The sequence below is a fragment of the Actinoplanes oblitus genome, assembly GCF_030252345.1.
Taxonomy (GTDB): Bacteria; Actinomycetota; Actinomycetes; order Mycobacteriales; family Micromonosporaceae; genus Actinoplanes; species Actinoplanes oblitus.
In genome coordinates this window covers 6,864,276-6,881,344 of sequence record NZ_CP126980.1, presented here as the reverse complement: position 1 = coordinate 6,881,344, position 17,069 = coordinate 6,864,276, and the positions used below count along the sequence as shown (strand labels likewise).

General features: G+C 70.6%; 17 protein-coding genes and 2 pseudogenes. 8 read left to right on the top strand and 11 right to left on the bottom strand.

What is annotated here, in order from left to right:
- From Actob_RS31040 to Actob_RS31010, 7 genes and pseudogenes are all read right to left on the bottom strand, one after another.
- On the bottom strand, window positions 1–1,896 hold the full coding sequence (locus Actob_RS31040; RefSeq protein ID WP_284915406.1) for a carbohydrate-binding module family 20 domain-containing protein: 1,896 nt from the start codon (window positions 1,894–1,896) through the stop codon (window positions 1–3).
- Between the two features lie 247 nt (window positions 1,897–2,143).
- Window positions 2,144–2,986: a CDP-alcohol phosphatidyltransferase family protein gene (locus tag Actob_RS31035; protein ID WP_284915405.1), complete on the bottom strand. Its 843-nt coding sequence runs from the start codon at window positions 2,984–2,986 to the stop codon at window positions 2,144–2,146.
- Window positions 2,987–3,113: 127 nt separating this feature from the next.
- Window positions 3,114–3,242 (bottom strand): annotated as a pseudogene (locus Actob_RS31030) (phosphonate ABC transporter permease); the annotation flags it as partial.
- Window positions 3,230–3,343, bottom strand: a pseudogene (locus tag Actob_RS31025) (haloacid dehalogenase); the annotation flags it as partial. The pseudogenes Actob_RS31030 and Actob_RS31025, both read right to left, overlap by 13 nt.
- Before the next feature lie 64 nt (window positions 3,344–3,407).
- The gene (locus Actob_RS31020; RefSeq protein ID WP_284915404.1) at window positions 3,408–4,145 is read right to left on the bottom strand and encodes a GntR family transcriptional regulator; all 738 of its coding nucleotides are present in this window, start codon (window positions 4,143–4,145) and stop codon (window positions 3,408–3,410) included.
- Window positions 4,146–4,169: 24 nt separating this feature from the next.
- Window positions 4,170–4,313: a hypothetical protein gene (locus Actob_RS31015; protein WP_284915403.1), complete on the bottom strand. Its 144-nt coding sequence runs from the start codon at window positions 4,311–4,313 to the stop codon at window positions 4,170–4,172.
- A 75-nt stretch (window positions 4,314–4,388) separates the two neighbouring features.
- Complete coding sequence (locus Actob_RS31010; RefSeq protein WP_284915402.1) at window positions 4,389–4,958, bottom strand: copper resistance CopC family protein; 570 nt, start codon at window positions 4,956–4,958, stop codon at window positions 4,389–4,391.
- A 213-nt stretch (window positions 4,959–5,171) separates the two neighbouring features.
- Here Actob_RS31010 and Actob_RS31005 point away from each other — a divergent pair, with 213 nt between their 5' ends.
- Window positions 5,172–5,684, top strand: coding sequence for a hypothetical protein (locus Actob_RS31005; RefSeq protein ID WP_284915401.1), 513 nt, complete (start codon window positions 5,172–5,174; stop codon window positions 5,682–5,684).
- Window positions 5,685–5,729: 45 nt separating this feature from the next.
- Here Actob_RS31005 and Actob_RS31000 read toward each other — a convergent pair whose 3' ends face one another.
- From Actob_RS31000 to Actob_RS30985, 4 genes are all read right to left on the bottom strand, one after another.
- On the bottom strand, window positions 5,730–6,779 hold the full coding sequence (locus Actob_RS31000) for a glycoside hydrolase family 26 protein (protein WP_284915400.1): 1,050 nt from the start codon (window positions 6,777–6,779) through the stop codon (window positions 5,730–5,732).
- Between the two features lie 149 nt (window positions 6,780–6,928).
- Entirely contained in the window at window positions 6,929–7,477 is a 549-nt protein-coding gene (locus tag Actob_RS30995; RefSeq protein ID WP_284915399.1) for a hypothetical protein, read from the bottom strand.
- Between the two features lies 1 nt (window position 7,478).
- Window positions 7,479–7,829, bottom strand: a complete 351-nt coding sequence (locus tag Actob_RS30990; protein WP_284915398.1) for a PadR family transcriptional regulator — start codon at window positions 7,827–7,829, stop codon at window positions 7,479–7,481.
- A 49-nt stretch (window positions 7,830–7,878) separates the two neighbouring features.
- Window positions 7,879–8,511 (bottom strand): DUF4360 domain-containing protein, encoded by a 633-nt coding sequence (locus Actob_RS30985; RefSeq protein ID WP_284915397.1) that lies wholly within the window; start codon window positions 8,509–8,511, stop codon window positions 7,879–7,881.
- 274 nt (window positions 8,512–8,785) lie between these two features.
- Here Actob_RS30985 and Actob_RS30980 point away from each other — a divergent pair, with 274 nt between their 5' ends.
- The 7 genes from Actob_RS30980 (at window position 8,786) to tuf (ending at window position 16,632) form a co-directional block, all read left to right on the top strand.
- Entirely contained in the window at window positions 8,786–9,130 is a 345-nt protein-coding gene (locus tag Actob_RS30980; RefSeq protein WP_284915396.1) for a nuclear transport factor 2 family protein, read from the top strand.
- 70 nt (window positions 9,131–9,200) lie between these two features.
- A complete protein-coding gene (locus Actob_RS30975) occupies window positions 9,201–10,895 on the top strand; it encodes an ABC transporter substrate-binding protein (protein ID WP_284915395.1) in 1,695 nt (564 codons plus the stop codon).
- Window positions 10,892–11,776, top strand: coding sequence for an ABC transporter permease (locus Actob_RS30970; RefSeq protein WP_284915394.1), 885 nt, complete (start codon window positions 10,892–10,894; stop codon window positions 11,774–11,776). The genes Actob_RS30975 and Actob_RS30970 overlap by 4 nt, the downstream gene beginning before the upstream one ends.
- Window positions 11,773–12,762, top strand: a complete 990-nt coding sequence (locus tag Actob_RS30965) for an ABC transporter permease (RefSeq protein ID WP_284915393.1) — start codon at window positions 11,773–11,775, stop codon at window positions 12,760–12,762. Before Actob_RS30970 ends, Actob_RS30965 begins: the two co-directional genes overlap by 4 nt.
- The gene (locus Actob_RS30960; RefSeq protein ID WP_284915392.1) at window positions 12,759–14,321 is read left to right on the top strand and encodes a dipeptide ABC transporter ATP-binding protein; all 1,563 of its coding nucleotides are present in this window, start codon (window positions 12,759–12,761) and stop codon (window positions 14,319–14,321) included. Before Actob_RS30965 ends, Actob_RS30960 begins: the two co-directional genes overlap by 4 nt.
- A gap of 87 nt (window positions 14,322–14,408) precedes the next feature.
- On the top strand, window positions 14,409–15,194 hold the full coding sequence (locus tag Actob_RS30955; RefSeq protein ID WP_284915391.1) for a hypothetical protein: 786 nt from the start codon (window positions 14,409–14,411) through the stop codon (window positions 15,192–15,194).
- Window positions 15,195–15,441: 247 nt separating this feature from the next.
- Complete coding sequence (gene tuf, locus Actob_RS30950) at window positions 15,442–16,632, top strand: elongation factor Tu (RefSeq protein ID WP_284915390.1); 1,191 nt, start codon at window positions 15,442–15,444, stop codon at window positions 16,630–16,632.
- The last annotated feature ends 437 nt before the right edge of the window (window positions 16,633–17,069 follow it).

Here is a 17,069-nt window from a genome sequence, read left to right as displayed (position 1 = left end):
CTACTTCCAGCTGTCGTTGATCGTGTACGCCGCGGCGGTGCCCGTGGTGTACGTCCGGTTGGCACCGGACTCCCAGGTCACGTTCCCGCCGGCGTCCTTCTTGATGTACTTGTACTCGAAGGAGGTGCCGGTCGGCAGGGCCAGCGTCGCCGACCAGGTCGGGTAACCGCTGGAGCTGAGCGCGACGGCCTTCGCGGTGTCCCAGTTGCCCAGGGCCCCGATCGAGCCGACCAGGAAGACGTTGGTGCCCCAGGTGGTGGTCGCGTACTCCTTGAAGGTGACCTGCGCGGTGCTGCTGGTGACCGTCGTGCTGGGCGTCGGCGAGGAGGTCGGGCTGACCGTCGGCGAGACGGTCGGCGAGCCGGTGGTGCCGCCGCCGGACTTGGCGCGCACGTCGATGGCGACCGCGCCGTTGGCCGGGATGGTGACCGACGCCCGGCCGCCGGACACGCTGATCGAGGTGCCGGCGCAGCCGCCGGTGGTCGCGCCGCCGGTGATCCGGTCGCAGTAGGTGCCGTCGGCCAGGCCGGTGGGGTAACTGGCGGTGGACGCGCTGCCGGAGCGGTTCACGCCGAACCAGCCGAGCGAGCCGCGGCTGAAACCGATCACGTTGCTGGCGGTGCTGGTCCAGTTCGACACGGTGGTCGCCGACTGGGTGGTGTTGCGCCAGGCCACCATGCCCTTGATCCCGGTGCTCTGGGTGAGGCACTGCCACGCGCCGTTGGTGCAGCTGGTGTCGCTGACGTAACCGCTGGAGCCGGCCGGCGGCGAGGCGCCGGTCGCCGAGGTGGAGAAGGTGAAGCCGTCGTAGAGGAACGGCTGGCCGTACGGGTACGCCAGCAGGAAATAGTTGGCCAGCGTGTAGGCCGAGCCGTCCTGGTAGCGCAGGGTGCTGCCGTTGCGCTCCAGGTCGTGGTTGGTGACCATGGCCGCGGTCAGGTCGCTGGACGCGTCCAGGCTCCACGACGGGATGCCGGACAGGTTGCTCAGCGTGCCGTTGGCGAACTGCGTCTTCAGGCCGTACGCGTAGGAGAAGCCGAGCACGTCACCGATGCCGGTGTAGGCCGACGGGGCGATCGCGCCGCTGCCGCCCGGGATGACCTCCTGGGCGAAGTACGCGGTCTTGCCCTCGGCCGTGGTGCTGTGCAGCTGCGCCTTGATCGCCGACAGGTCGGCGGCCGCCATGTGCTTGGCGGCGTCCACCCGGAAGCCGTCCACGCCCAGGTCGATCAGCTTGTTCAGGTACCCGGCGATCTTGGTGCGCACCGAGGTGTCCTGCGACTTCAGGTCGGCGAGCGCGACCAGCTCGCAGTTCTGCACCTCCGCGGCGTTGTTGTAGTCGTCGATCTCACCGTCGTCGTCGGCGCAGTAGCCGTCGTTCGGGTGGTGGAAGTCGCCGTAGGAGTACGGCACCGCGGGGTAGGAGTAGCCGCCCGGGCTGAACGTCGAGCCGCCGTATCCGCTGGTCACCGTGTTGTTCTTGCCGGCCATGTGGTTGATGACCGCGTCCACGTAGACCCGGACACCGGCGTTGTGGCAGGCGGTGACCATGCTGGTGAACTCGGCCTGGCTGCCGAGCCGTCCGGCGATGTGGTACGAGACCGGCTGGTACACCTCCCACCAGGGATGCGCGCCGTCGCTGCTGGTGGCCAGGGTGACCGACTCCTGGGGCGGGGCGACCTGGACCGCGCCGTACCCGGCCGGGCCGAGCTGGTTGGTGCAGGCGGCCGCGATCGACCGGAAGTTCCACTCCCAGAGGTTCGCTGTCACGTCGCTGTTGTTCAGGGTGGCGGCGGCGCTGGCGGTGGTGGCGAGGCTGACGCCGACCAGGCTCGCGGCGGCCAGCGCGACGCTGGTCACGGAGCCAAGAACCAGTGTGCGGGTTCTCTTTCGCATGGCGGGAACGCTTTCTGCTGAGGACGGGGATGAAAGTTCTTTCACCTGAATTACCGGGCGGTTCGGGGGGATTCACCCAGTTTTGCGGGACGCCGGCGAAGCGGTGGTTCGCGGCGCTCTGCAAGTCCTTGCAAGTTGTTTCAGGAAGTTACCAAGCGGTGTCGGCGACGTAAAGGGATCGCCGGTGGTCGTTACAAAAAGAGAAGCGCCCCGGAGATCCGGGGCGCTTGCCGATGGCGGAGCGTGGTCAGACCGCGACGGCCGACACCTTGGCCAGCCGGCTGGCGAAACTCTTGGTGTTGGCCCACAGCTTGTAGATCAGCAGGAGCTCGAAGGCGAGCATGAACACCGCGCTGGCGAGCGTGACCACGGTGAGCTGGTTGGTCACCGGCCCGACGATGAACACGAACATCATGAACTCGATGCCGCTGAACAGGTGCGGCCGGATCCGGTTCGCCACCAGGAACCGGCGGAGCGCGGCGAACCGGCCGAACTGCTGCCGGAAGTCACCCTGCAGGTCGTCGGCGTCCTCGGCGTCGGGCTCCGGCCCGGCGGGCACCGGCACGGCGGGCGCCGGCGTCGCGGCGGCCAGCTGCTTGCGCATCTCGCCCTTGACCTTCTGCATCTGCAGGTTGTTCAGGTACCGGAACATGTCCAGGAAGATCACCAGCAGGCCGAGCCAGAGGTACGCGACGTTGTCGGTGCGCTGGAACTCGCCGCCGAACAGGCCGATCGCGCAGGCCAGCACGCGCAGCCTGTCGAACACGTAGTCGAGCCAGGTGCCGAAGAGCGAGCCGGTCCCGTTCAGCCGGGCGATCTTGCCGTCCATGCAGTCCAGCACGAAGCTGACGTGGAACAGCAGCGCGCCGAGCAGCAGCCAGGCGTATCCCTGGTGCCAGAACGCGGCCGCCGAGCCCAGGCCGACCACGAACGCGGCCGCCGTCAGCCGGTTCGGCGTGACCCACCGCCACGGCGCCACCAGCCACACCAGACGGGATGCCAGGGGATCGACCAGCCAGACGGTCCACCAGGCATCCCGGGCCTTGTAGGTGCGCTCGCGGATCGCCGCAAGGGTCGGACGTTGTGCCATCTGCCGTTCTCCACCCGCCTGAGAGATGAACCGAGGTGGAACGACGGGTTTACACTCGTCGTCCCCCGCTGTGCAGGGACATCCAACACCACCGGCGCAAGGGCGGTCACCGGCGGCTCGGAGGCCCGGCCACCCGGCCCAGGGCGAGCAGGCCGACCAGCGTGGCGGTGAGCAGGACCAGCGTGGCGGCGGCCGCGTCGAAGGTCTGCCCGCGGTCGGTCAGGGTGAACACGGTGACCGGCAGGGTGCGCCAGTCCCGCCTCGGCCGGGGGTGAGGGTGAGGTCGGCCAGGTCGTGCCAGCCGAGCGTGTGCAGCACGCGGTCCGCTGTGGACCGGGAGAACCCGGTGGTCAGCGCGTTCAACCAAAGACCCGTTCCGGGTACGCCGGAAGCCGCCGTCCGGTGACCCGCCGGACGGGCGTCAGGCGCGGAGGTGGGTCTCGAAACCGATGCGGTCGCCCCGGTAGAGCGAGCGGACCCGTTCGATCGGGCGGCCCGACGCGTCCGAGGAGACGCGCTGCATGAGGAGCATGGGCTGGGCGGGGTTGGTGTCCAGCAGCATGGCCTCGCGCGGGCTGGCCAGCACCGTCTCGATGCGTTCGACGGCGGAGGCGTAGGTCAGGGCGTACCGGTCCATCATGTGCTGATAGAGCGAACCGGTGCCGTCGTAGCCGTCCATCAGGCCGGGGAAACGGGCCACCGGCAGGTAGGTGCTCTCCAGGCCGAGCGGCTCGTCGTCGGCCAGCAGCACCCGCTCCAGGTGCAGGACCTCGTCGGTGGGGGAGAGGCCCAGTTCCGGGCCGAGGGCGGCGGCGGGCACGGTCTCCACCGTGACCACCCGGCGGCTCGGGTTGCGGCCCATCTCGCGGAGGGCCTCGGTGTAGCTGCGCAGGGCCAGCGGCTGCACCAGTTTCGGCGGGGCGACGAAGGTGCCACGGCCGCGGTAGGCGCGCAGCCGGCCCTCCATGGTCAGCTCGCTGATCGCCTGGCGCAGGGTGGAGCGGGCCACCCCGTACGCCGCCGCCAGGTCCCGCTCGGCGGGGAGCAGCGCTCCCTCGCCAAGCTCGGCCAGCAGGTTGAGCAGCTGACTCTTGACCACGTAGTACTTGGGGACCCGACCGTGCTCGGGGACGCCCCCACGAACCGCTTCGACCGTCACCGGCCCGATGATAGGCGGAGCGGGTCAGCCGACCCGCAGGTCGTCGATGACCCAGTACCAGTTGTTGGCGGCGTCGTGGTAGCGGAACTTGACCACCATGCTGGTCGCCCCGGCCGGCACTGTCACGTAGAGCACCAGGTCGCGACGCCCGTTGCGGTGCGAGACCACCCCGACGGGGAAATCAATCAGCGTGAACGGGAAGTGCCCAGCCGGCGGGCACCTCGGTAACAGGTTCGGACCAATCTACGACCGGGTGGCCCGGCGCCGGATGAGGACGAACCCGGCGGCGCCGGCGAGCAGCAGGACGCCGATCCCGGCGGCCAGTCCCAGGCCGAACCCGCCGCTGTCCTCGCCGGCCGGTTCGGCCGCGATGGTGGCGGCCGCGCTGACCGTGGTCGCCGCCGGGCTCGGTGCCGCCGGGGTGGCGGACGCGGGCGCCGAGGTGGCCGCGCCCGGCACGGCCACGGTGAACTTGTAGGAGCTCTCGGTCACGTGGCCGTCCTCGGCGGCCACCTGGTACTCGACCGTGTAGACGCCGTTGGGCAGCGGCTCGGGGAAGGTCACCGAGATCGTCTTGCCGCTCACGGCGGCCGGCGACTGCTCCGGCGACGACCCGTCCGCGCCGGTCACCGCCATCTTGGTGGTGTCCGGCAGCTTCTCCAGGAACCGCAGCTTCACCGCCGCCGGCGCCTTCGTCAGTGTCGCGTTCTTGGCCGGCGTCGCCTCGACCAGCGCATTGTGCGCCCACGCCGGCGCGGCCGGGATCAGCAGGGTGAGCGTCGCGGCGAGGGCGAGCAGGAGGCGTTTCGTCATGGCGTCAGTAGATCTCTCTCTCGCAGGTGCCGGTTAGTCGGCCCACCCCGCCGTCTGGTTCCCGGCGGCTTCGCGGCCCTCAAGATCAAAACCGGTTGACGGTACGTCCGGAGCACTCTTAACCGTTTCTTACGTGCTCGTAGCCGCAAGTCTTAGCCACCGCCCGCATCCTGGTCAGGCCCCCTGAAAGTGTGCTGAGCCCCGGAGTCCCCCATGAGTGACACCCCACCCCCCTCGGAAGAGCCCACCCCCGCGGTGACCGGGACCGAGCATGTCTCGGCCGTCGCCGGTACGCCCGCGGCCGTGCCGCCGCCCCCGCCCGGCTGGGCCTACGTGGCCGCCGGGACCACGGGCGGCCACCTGCCGCCGCCCCCGCCGGGGCTGGCCTACACCCCGCTCGGCCCGCCGGGCGACGCCGGCCGGCCGGCCGGTGCCTGGTCCGGGCGGCGCGTCCCGCTGCTGGCCACGATCGCCGCGCTGCTGCTCGGCTGCGTGCTGGGCGCGGGCGTGACGGCGGCCGGCGCCGCCGTGGTCGGTCACCACCGCGACGGCGGGAACCACGATCGGGTGGGGCCGGGCGGGAACCGGTTCGGCGGCGAGCGCGGCGGGTACGGGCACGGCGGCCGGCCGGGCGATGGGCGTACCCGCAAGGGGGCAACCGCGCCCGGAAGCGTGCCCGGAACCGCGCCGTCGGCAGCGGCCCCGGCGCCCTCCGCGTCGCGCTAGGAAAACGAACGAGCCGCCTGGCGGGATGCCGGGCGGCTCGGGGAGTCAGCGGACCGTGACGTCGAACAGCGGGTTCGCGGCCAGCTTGCGGAACGCGGCGAGGCTGGTCGCGGTGCTGTCGATGCTGATGTCGCGGTCGCCGAACAGGTCCTTCTTGGTGTCGAAGTAGACGATCGCCTTGATCGCCGGGCGCTTGGCCAGCTCCGGCAGCACGCTGGTGAACTGCGCGGCCTTGTCGACGACCTTGCCGACGCGGTGGTAGGCGCCCCACTCGGCGACCATGATCGGCTTGGCCGGGTGGTTGGTGACGGCCCAGTCGTAGAAGCCGGTGCCGCCCTTGGCCTTACGGTCCAGCAGGTCGGCGAATTTGCCGGCGTGGTAGTAGTTTTTCTCGGCGCTGACGTAGGAGTCCAGGCCGATCCAGTCGACCACGTCGTTGCCCGGGTACAGGTCCTTCCACCAGGACTGACCCATCCACTTCTCGTTGCCCATGTAGGCGATGACGCTCACCGCGTTGGTGGCGCCCTGCGCGCGCAGCCGCTGGATCACGTGCCGGTACGACGCGGCGAAGTCCTTGGCGGTCATGCCCAGCTTCGGGTCGGTGCGGACGTCGTCCTCCGGCTCGTGGTTGAGCACCAGGAAGAACTTGTCGGTGAACTTGCTCTTGAGCCGGGCGGCGAACGCGTCGATCCGCTTGTCCATCTTGCCGGCCGCGACGTTCGCCCAGGTCGAGCCGTACTCGACGCGCCAGTTCAGGAGCAGCACCCGCGGGCGCGCCTTGTCCCGGGCCATCGCGATCTCGGCGTCGGTGGGGAACTTCTCGTCACCCTTGTGATACGTGTGGAAGATCGTCGCGGTGCGGCCGGAGAGCTTCTCCCAGGCCTTGTGCTCCTCGTCGCGCGGCTTGCCGGTGAACCCGCCGGCCGCGGCGCCCCACAGCACGCCGCAGCTCGGGACCAGCTTGGCGCCGGTGACGCAGGTCTTGGTGGTGGTCGGCGCGGCCTGGGCCGAAGCCGGCGCGGCGGTCGCGATGCCGAGACCGGCAACGAGACTGGCCAGCGTCAGTACGGTCGTGCGCAGCGTCGAGCGCTTCACTGAGAATCTCCCCCGAGTTGTCCAGCGGTGTTGCCCGCCGGGCATGGGTAAGAGATTCCAGGGACGCGGTTGTCAGAGCGGTGCCCGCAAAGGTGCCCGCCGGTTGCGGTGCTCCGGACCGCCGCCACGGCCCGGAGAACTGCTCGGGGTTAGTTGTCGGCGACCGCCCTCGCCACTTGAGAGGAACGGCGGCGAAGTCGCCAGAGGCGCCCGGCCGCGACCACCGCGAGCACCCACAGCACGTAGGCGAGCGGGGTCCATCCGCCGCCGGTCCGGCTCACCGGACCGGCGCCGGTGGCCGTGACGGTCACCGTGCTCTGCAGCCAGGCCAGGCCGGGCCAGGTGAACGTCCCGACGCCGTGCGCGGCGGTCACCCCGGCCTGGAAGGCGTCCGCCGCCTCGGTCAGGAAGAAGTTGAGCAGCAGGGGGAGCAGGCCCGCCGCGTAGCCCGCGGCGATCCACGAGTGCCGGGGGCGATCGCCGAACTCGGCACGCAGATACTGCTCGGCCAGGCCGCGGCTGCCGCCGATCCGGCGCAGCGCCTCGGTCGTGCCGACGTCGGCGGCGGCCGCCAGGAGATTGGTCCGCACGTCCCGCCGGGTGGCGATCCGCTCGGCGCGGGGCAGGTCGTAAAGCTGCTGGTCGAGCATCCAGACCAGGCGCTCGATGCGCAGCCGGTCCCACCATCCGATCGTCACGTCAGTGTCCTCCCTCAGCGGTCAGTGGCCTGGCGAGCACCGCCTCGACCCCGGCGACGTGCCGGGACCAGGCGGCGGTGGACTCGGCGAGCGCCCGCCGGCCCTGCTCGGAGAGCCGGTAGTACTTGCGGGCCGGCCCGGCCGGCGACGGCACCAGCCGGGTGCCGAGCAGGCCGTCGCGCTGCAACCGGTTCAGCGCCGGGTAGACGCTGCCCTCCAGCACGTCGGCGAACCCGGCGGCCTGCAGGCGCTGCACCACCTCGTAGCCGTACGACTCCCGCTCGGCGATCAGGTGCAGCAGCAGGAGCGACAGCACGCCCTTGAGGAGTTGCGGGTCATGGCTCTCCGTCACGCTCCTATACTTGGCCTGGTACTAGTTGATGTCAAGTACCGGCGAAGGCTCAGCACTTGAGCCACGCGACGTGGTACACGGTGTCCAGGCTGGCGTCGGAGGAATCCATGGTGAGGAAGCTGGTGGTCTTCCGTGACGAGGTGCCGGCGCTGACCCGCAGCTCGGTGTTGACGTTGAGGTACCGCTGCTCGCCGCACGGCAGGTAGGAGAGGGAGCTGACCTCGACCCGGTCGGTGTGCTGCCAGTCGGTGTCCATCCAGCCCCGGAAGTCGTGCTTGATCCGGGTGGTGTGCGTCTCGCCCTGGAAGTAGTAGAACGCCGTCTCGGAGCCGGTGGCGCCGGTCTCGAGGTGACCGAAGCCGCGGTAGTCGGCGCCGGCCACCGCGTACGTGTAGCCCTGCGGCACGTGCACGTCGAGGGCCAGCTGGCAGTTCTTGCGGAAGTCGGTGGGCGTGGCGTCCGGGCCGACCTGGGCCACGAAGTCGCTGTAGGTGACGGTGAACGCGGTGTTGTCCGGCGACACCGTCACCTTCGCGGTCTTGTCCGGACAGCCGGAGCCGTTCGCCGTCACCACGTCGATGACCATCTTGTCCAGCGGTGGCGGTGCCCCGTGCCATGCCGCGGCGGGTGTCCCGCCCAGCGTGGAGATGAGCAGGGCGCCCGCGGTGATCGTGCTCAGCATCGATGTCCTCCATCGGAGAAAGGTGAAGGGGAATTGCGCCCGGAATGTCCGGGCCGCCGAGAGGAAACGTACGTTTCGGCAGGTCCGGATTCCGTGATATCGCCGCTCGACCCGCTCAGGGGGGCACGCCATTTGTCCGATTGGCGCATCACCCGCCCGGCTTTCCGGGCAGAAATGTCCAATTCTGCCCCGCGCGTCCCGGGTTCGGTGCTATGGGCAGTGGTAACCGCTGCGGTAATCGACGGGCGAGCCGCATCGATGCCATGGTTCGGGCATGAGCATCAAGGATATTTTTCTGGACGCGTTCGGCAGGTTCGCCGCCGGCGATCTCGACGTGCTGACCGAGGTCATCGGCGCGGACTTCGTCAACCACGACCCGGCCAGTCCCCGGGACAAGGACGCCTGGATCGAGTTCACCAAGAACGGCCCGCTGGTGACCTCGACCATCGATCTCCAGCGGGTGATCGCCGACGACGTCTTCGTGGTGGCCCACTACCGGCTGATCCCGCCGGAGGGTGGCCTCGGCGAGGCGGTGGTCGACGTCTGGCGCTTCGCGAACGACCTGATCGTCGAGCACTGGGATGTCGCCCAGCCGGTGACCGCCCCCGATCAGGTGTGACGGTAAACGACCCGTGTCGATTGTTGCCCGAATAGTGCACCTAGCCTATCGGTAAGGTAGGTTTCTGAGCATGCGCAAGTTGGTTCCTGCTCTCCTGTCCGTGACCGTGCTGCTCGCCGGCTGCCAGGGCGGCGGTGGCGACGGAGGGTCCACCTCCACCGCGGCCTTCGACCCGGCGACCTGCCAGGGCGGCACGCTGACGGTGCTCAACCAGGGTGGCATCAACCACCTCGACCCGGCCCGGCTCTACACCTCCGGTGGCGGCAACCTGCCGTCGCTGCTGTTCCGCACGCTGACCACCCGCAACCGGCAGCCCGGCGAGGCCGGCACCAAGCCGGCCCCGGACCTGGCGACCGATTTGGGTACCCCGTCCGACGGCGCCAAGACCTGGACTTACCACCTGCGCGACGGCATCCTCTTCGAGGACGGCACGCCGATCACCGCGCAGGACGTCAAGTACGGCATCGAGCGCTCGTTCGCCCCGGAGCTGCCCGGCGGCGCGCCCTACCTGCGCGACTGGCTGGCCGGCGCCGCCGATTACCAGGGGCCGTACAAGCAGCCGGACGGCATCGCGTCGATCGAGACGCCGGACGACAAGACGATCGTCTTCAAGCTGCGCAAGCCGGAGGGCGACTTCCCCTTCCTGGCGACCGCCACCCAGTTCGCCCCGGTGCCGAAGGCCAAGGACACCGGCGTCGACTACGAGAAGCACCCGATCTCCTCCGGCCCCTACCGGGTCGAGTCCTACGAGCCGAAGAAGTCGCTCGTCCTGGTCCGCAACACGCACTGGACGACCAAGGCCGACCAGCTGCGGTACGCCTGCCCGGACCGGATCGAGGTCACCTCCGGGCTGGACGCCGCGGTGATCAACCAGCGGCTGGCCACCGGCGCCGGTCAGGACGCCAACGCGGTCACCACCGACGCCGTCGTCGGCCCGGAGCAGCTCGCCCAGCTGGGTACCGGCTCCCCGCTGGACAAGCGGGTCACCCGCGGCGAGTTCCCGTCGACGCTCTACCTCGCGTTCAACACCAAGAAGGCGCCGTTCGACAACCCCAGGGTGCGCGAGGCCCTGTCGTACGCGATCAACCGCACCTCGGTGGTCAACGCCCTCGGCGGTTCCGCGGTGCAGGGCGCCTCGACCACCTTCCTGCCCCCGCAGAAGGCGCTCGGCCAGCAGCCCTACGACTACTTCCCGGCCGGGCCCGGCGGTGACCCGGCGAAGGCCAGGCAGGTCCTCGCCGAGGCCGGACTGACCGGCCTCACCGTCGAGGTGACCCACGAGAACGACGACAGCGAGGGCATCGGCCCCAAGGTGGCGGCCGCCGTGCAGGAGGCGTTCAAGCAGGCCGGTGTCACGGTCAAGCTGAACGCCATCGACGCGGCGACCTACCGGGACGTGATCGGCAAGCCGGCCACCCAGCCCGGCCTGGTGCTCACCACCTGGGGTGCCGACTGGCCGTCCGGCGGCCCGTTCCTCATCCCGATCTTCGACGGCCGGCAGATCATCACCGCGGGCGGCAACTTCAACCTGGCCCAGTACGACGACCCCGAGGTCAACAAGGAGATCGACGCGATCAACGCGCTCACCGACCCGGCTCAGGCGGCAGCGCGCTGGGGCGCCCTGGACGCCCGGATCGGCAAGCTGGCGCTGGTCATCCCGCTGACCTACGAGAAGGACGTCTACCTGTACGGCAAGAACGTGAAGAACGCGTACGCCGACGGCTGGCGCGGGCAGCTCGACATCGCGCGGGTCTCCGTCAAGTGATCCGTGAGCTCCGCGGAGATCGCGGGTTCGTCGCGGGTGCGGTGATCGCGGGCGGCATGGTGCTGGTCGCGGTCGCCGCGCCGCTGCTCGCCGCGCTCGCCGGGCAGGACTACACCACGTACCACGACAGCCTGCTCGACTCGGCGCGCGGCGGGGTGCCGATCGGATCGTTCGGCGGGATCAGCGGCGAGCACTGGCTCGGCGTCGAGCCCGGGACCGGCCGGGACCTGTTCGCCCGGCTGGTCTACGGCGCGCGGGTGTCGCTCGGCGTCGCGGTCGCCGCCACCGTCCTGCAGGTGCTGCTCGGCGTGACCGTCGGGGTCACCGCCGGGCTCGGCGGCCGCTGGACGGACGCCGGGCTGAGCCGGGTGATCGACCTGGTCCTGTCGGTACCGGCGCTGGTCATGGCGATCGCGCTGCTGGCCGTCGTGCCGCCGGACTGGCCGCGCCCGTTGCTGCTGGCCGCGGTGATCGCGGTGCTCGGCTGGGGCGGCACCGCCCGGATCGGCCGGGGGGAGACGCTCACCCTGCGCACCCGGGACTACGTGGCGGCCGCCCAGGTGGCCGGCGCGCCCTGGTGGCGGGTCGCCCGGCGGGAGATCCTGCCCGGCCTGACCGCCCCGATCCTGACCTACGCCGCCCTGCTGCTGCCTACCAACATGGTGGTGGAGGCCGGCCTCTCCTTCCTCGGCGTGGGCGTGCGCCCGCCCACCCCGTCCTGGGGTCAGATGCTGTCCAGCGCGACCACCTGGTTCCGGGCCGACCCGATGTACGTCCTCCTGCCCGGGCTGCTGCTGTTCCTCACCCTGCTCTCGTTCGTGCTGGTGGCCAACGGCCTGCGCCGGGTTCTCGACCCCCGGCAGCGGGAGGTGCTGCGATGATCGGCTATCTCGGGCGCCGGATCGTCGGGGGCGCCGTCGTCCTGCTCGTGCTGTCCGCCCTGATCTACGCGCTGTTCTATCTGGCGCCCGCCGACCCGGCGACGCTGGCCTGCGGCAAGGGCTGCACGCCGGAACGGCTCGCCGACGTCCGCGAGGCGATGGGTCTCGCCGACCCCGTCGGGACCCAGTACTGGCACTACCTGCAAGGCATCGTCGCCGGCCGGGACTACTCGCTCGGCCCGGAGGTGCGCCACTGCCCGGCACCCTGCCTCGGCTACTCCTTCGAGACGTCGCAGCCGGTCACCACCCTGCTGCTGGACCGGCTCCCGGTCTCGTTCTCGCTCGCCCTCGGCGCCGAGATCCTCTCCCTGGTCCTCGGCATCGGCGCCGGCCTGCTCTCCGGGCTGCGCCGGTACCGCTGGCTCGACCGGATCGTCAACGGCCTGGTACTGGCCGGCTACGCGGTCCCGGTCTTCCTGGTCGGGCTGCTGCTGCTCCTGCTCTTCTGCGTGCACCTGCAGTGGCTGCCGTTCCCGCAGTACGTCCCGTTCACCACCGACCCGCTGCTCTGGGCGCAGAACCTGCTCCTGCCGTGGATCGCGCTCGCGGTGATCCAGACCGCCGCCTACGCCCGGCTGACCCGGGCCGGGCTGGCCGAGAGCCTGGCCGAGGACCACATCCGGACGGCCCGGGCGTACGGGATCCCGGAACGCCGGATCCTCTGGCGCCGGGCCCTGCGCGGGGCGCTGCTGCCGCTGATCACGCTGACCGCTGTGGACGTCGCCTCGATCCTGACCAGCGCGGTGCTCACCGAGACGATGTTCGGCCTGCCCGGTGTCGGGCAGCTGCTGGTCGGCGCGGTGAACCAGATCGACCTGCCGGTGGTGGTCGGGGTCACCCTGCTCACCGGCCTGGTCATGGTGGTCGCCAACACGGCCGCCGACCTCCTCTACGCCGCCGCCGACCCCCGGGTGCAACTACGATGACGCTGCTGACGGTTGACGACCTGCGGATCAGTTACGGCGATACGACGGCGGTCGACGGGCTGTCCTTCCAGCTGCCGGCCGGCGGCTCGCTCGGCATCGTCGGCGAGTCCGGGTCCGGCAAGAGCACGGCGGCGCTGGCCCTGCTCGGCCTCAGCGCGGGCCGGGTGACCGGCAAGGCTGACTTCGACGGCGTCGACCTCCTCGAGGGCGCCGCCGCGATCCGGGGCGCGCAGATCACCATGGTGTTCCAGGAACCGCTCACCGCGCTCAGCCCGTTCCACACCGTCGGCGACCAGATCGCCGAGGTGTACCGGCTGCACACCGGGGCGTCCCGGAAAGCCGCCCGGGACCGCGCGGTCGAGGTCCTCGGGCAGGTGCACATCCCCGACCCGGCGCGCCGGGCGGCGGCGTATCCGCACCAGTTCTCCGGGGGGATGCGACAGCGGGCGCTGATCGCCATGGCGATCGCCTGCCGGCCCCGGCTGATCGTCGCCGACGAGCCGACCACGGCGCTCGACGTGACGGTGCAGGCGCAGATCCTCGACCTGCTCGACGAGGTGCGGGCCACCACCGGCGCGGCACTGCTGCTGATCAGCCACGACCTCGGGGTGGTGGCCGGATCGACCGAGCAGGTGGTGGTGATGCGGCACGGGACGGTGGTCGAGCAGGGCGCCACCGAGTCGGTGCTGGTGGCGCCCGAGGCCCCGTACACCAGGGCGCTGCTGGACGCGGTGCCCCGGCCCGGCACCCGGGCGTTCACCCCCGGCGAGCCGTTGTTGCGGGTGCGCGACGTACGCAAGCATTTCCCGCAGCCGCGACGTGGCGGCTTCCGCAAGCCTCCGCCGGTCCGCGCTGTCGACGGGGTGACACTGGACGTGCACGCCGGCGAGACGCTCGGCATCGTGGGTGAGTCCGGCACCGGCAAGACCACCCTGGCCCGGATGATGGTCGGCCTGATCCCGCCCACCTCCGGGCGGATCACCTTCGACGGGGCCGACATCGGGCGCCGCCGGGGTCGCTCGGTGCAGATGGTCTTCCAGGACCCGCTGTCGTCGCTCAACCCGCGCCGCACCATCGGCGAGAGCATCGCCGACCCGTTGCGGCTCTCCGGGGTACGCGATCCGCGCCCGCGCGTCACGTCGCTGCTGGAGCGCGTCGGGCTGTCCGCCACCGAGTACGACAGGTACCCGCACCAGCTCTCCGGCGGCATGCGGCAGCGGGTCGGCATCGCCCGCGCGATCGCGCCGTCGCCGCGCCTGATCGTCTGCGACGAGCCGGTGTCGTCCCTCGACGTCACCACCCAGGCGCAGGTGCTCGCCCTGCTGGAGGAGCTGCGCGAGGAACTCGGGCTGGCGATGGTGTTCGTCTCGCACGACCTGGCCGTGCTGCGTCAGATCGCCGACCGGGTCGCCGTGCTCAAGGACGGCACGGTGGTGGAGATCGGGCCGACCGCCGAGGTGTACGAGCAGCCGCGGCACGCGTACACCAAGGAACTGCTCGCCGCCATCCCGGTGACCGATCCGGTGGAGGCGCGCCGCCTGCGGGCCCTTCGCGGGTAGGCCCGTGACGGTCGTGCGGGGCGGGGACGACCGGATTGACGGCACCGTCTAGGGTGGCGGCCGAGCCTAGGACGGGGAGACACCACGATGAAGATGCGACGTCTGGCCGTCACGGGTGTGGCCCTGGTGGCGCTCGCCGGGATGGGCGCCTGCGGTGACAAGAAACCGGCACCGGCCGGTGCCACCGGAGCGACCGGTGCCCCGGCCGCCACCACCACGACGGCCGCCGCCGCGCAGTCCTCCGCGGCCCGGACCGAGCTGCTCGCCGGCGTCACCAAGCTGACCGGCACCAGCGCCCGGATCCACATGACGTCGTTCGGCGGGATCGTCGGCGACGGCTCCTTCGACGGCGCGAAAAAGCTCGTCGACATGAAGCTCGACATGGGCAGCCTGGGCAGCGTCAACATGCGCACGATCGGCGCCGACCTCTACATGCGCTACGGCGGTGCCGCCGCGAAGACCTTCGCGAACGGCAAGTGGATGCACATCGACGCCACCAAGATGCCCGCCGGCAGCGCGCTGAGCATGGCGAAGAACGACCCGCGGAACTCGGCGAAGATGCTCGAGGCCGCGACCGCGGTGACCAAGACCGGCAAGGGACGGTTCTCCGGCACGCTGGACATCGCCAAGTCGCCGTCCGCCACGCCGCAGCTGCTCAAGCTCCTGGACGGCAAGGACACCCGGATGCCGTTCACCGCCGAGGTCGACGCCGACGGCTACCTGAGCGCGATGTCGGTGGACCTGAGCGCGATCGGGGCCGGGCAGAGCGTCGCCACCTACTCGGACATGGGTGCCAAGGTCACCGTCGCCAAGCCGCCGGCCAAGCAGACCGTCGAGATGCCGAAGTCGGCACTGCAGGCCATGGGTGGCTGAGGTTTATTCGGTCGAGTAACCGGCCGCTTCAGGCTAGGTTTCACCCATGTTCGCGTACGGTCGTCAGCTCCCCACCCCGGTGGGCGCTCCCGTGCGCGCTTTCCTCGATACCCGAATCTGACCCTTCCCCAGCAAGTAGCAGAACCCGGGGAAGGGTGGATTCGTCGTGCGCGGTTCTGGCGCGCGCCGGCTGGCATCGGCGCGCGTACCACCCCATGCCTCGCATCCAGTGAGGATTGAGCACATCATGGCCAAGAGCCAGTTCATCCGTACCAAGCCGCACGTCAACATCGGCACGATGGGTCACGTCGACCACGGGAAGACGACCCTGACCGCCGCGATCACCAAGGTCCTCGCCGACCGCGACCCGGTCGCCAACCGGTACGTCGCGTTCGAGGGGATCGACAGGGCGCCGGAGGAGGCCGCCCGCGGGATCACCATCACCATCGCGCACGTCGAGTACGAGACGCCGGGCCGGCACTACGCGCACGTCGACATGCCCGGGCACGCCGACTACGTGAAGAACATGATCACCGGGGCGGCGCAGGTGGACGGCGCGATCCTGGTCGTCTCGGCGCAGGACGGGTCGATGCCGCAGACCCGCGAGCACGTGCTGCTCGCCCAGCGGGTCGGGGTGCCGCACCTCGTGGTCGCGCTGAACAAGAGCGACGCTGTCGACGACCCGGAGCTGCTCGACCTGGTCGAGCTGGAGGTCCGTGAGCTGCTGTCGGAGTACGGGTTCCCCGGCGACGAGGTGCCGGTGATCCGGGTCAGCGCGCTGCGCGCCCTCGAGGGCGACCCGCGCTGGGTGGCGTCGATAGTCGACCTGCTCGACGCGGTCGACGGTTACGTGCCGATCCCGGCGCGCGAGCTGGGCGAGCCGTTCCTGATGCCGATCGAGAACGTGCTGTCGATCAGCGGGCGGGGCACCGTGGTGACCGGGAAGGTCGAGCGCGGTGAGCTGCGCGCCGGCGAGCCCGTCGAGATCGTCGGTCTCGGCCCGACGGTGACCAGCGTCGCGACCGGGCTGGAGACGTTCGGCAAGGTGCTGACGTCGGCGCAGGCCGGCGACAACGCCGCGGTGCTGCTCCGCGGGGTCAGGCGCGAGCAGGTCCAGCGTGGCCAGGTGCTCGCCGCGCCGGGCAGCGTGCGGCCGCACCGGGTCTTCACGGCGCGGATGTACGCGCTGACGAAGGAGGAGGGCGGCCGGCACACGCCGTTCGCGGCGGACTACCGGCCGCAGTTCTACTTCCACACCACCGACGTGTCCGGCGGGCTGGACCTGGGCGACCGGGACCTGGTGATGCCCGGCGACACCCTCGACGAGGTGACGGTGACCCTGGGCAAGCCGGTCGCCCTGGAAGCCGGCCTCGGCTTCGCGGTCCGTGAGGGCAACCGCACGGTGGCCGCCGGTACCGTTACCGCACTGCTGGACTGATGCCGGCCCGGAGGTGTGCCGGTGGGCGACGAGCCTCGGCACACCTCCGGCTTGTACCAGGGATGACGGCGCACTTGACAAGCCGTTCCCGAAGGCTGATGGGCAGCTCTTGGAGATCGTCCGGACTCTGTGCGAGCAACGGCGCATCTGGTGCCCAAGGGCGCCGGCATCGTCGGTGGTGTCGCTCGCGGCGGAGGTAGCCGCTCTGTGCGACGGACGTCATGTTGATGGCCCTTGACCGCCATTCGTGCCGGTCGGTGGCAGGTTGATCACAGGCTGCCGAAAAATCGGGATCGTGCCCTTCCGGGAGGCTCCCTAAAGTGATGGTCATCTTTCCGAGTGGGGACGGGAGCCTGTCGGTGGCAACGGTGCAGCAGCTGGTGTCGGCTCGCTGGGATGTGCAGCTTGGGGCAGTGACGGGACGGTTCGCGGAACCG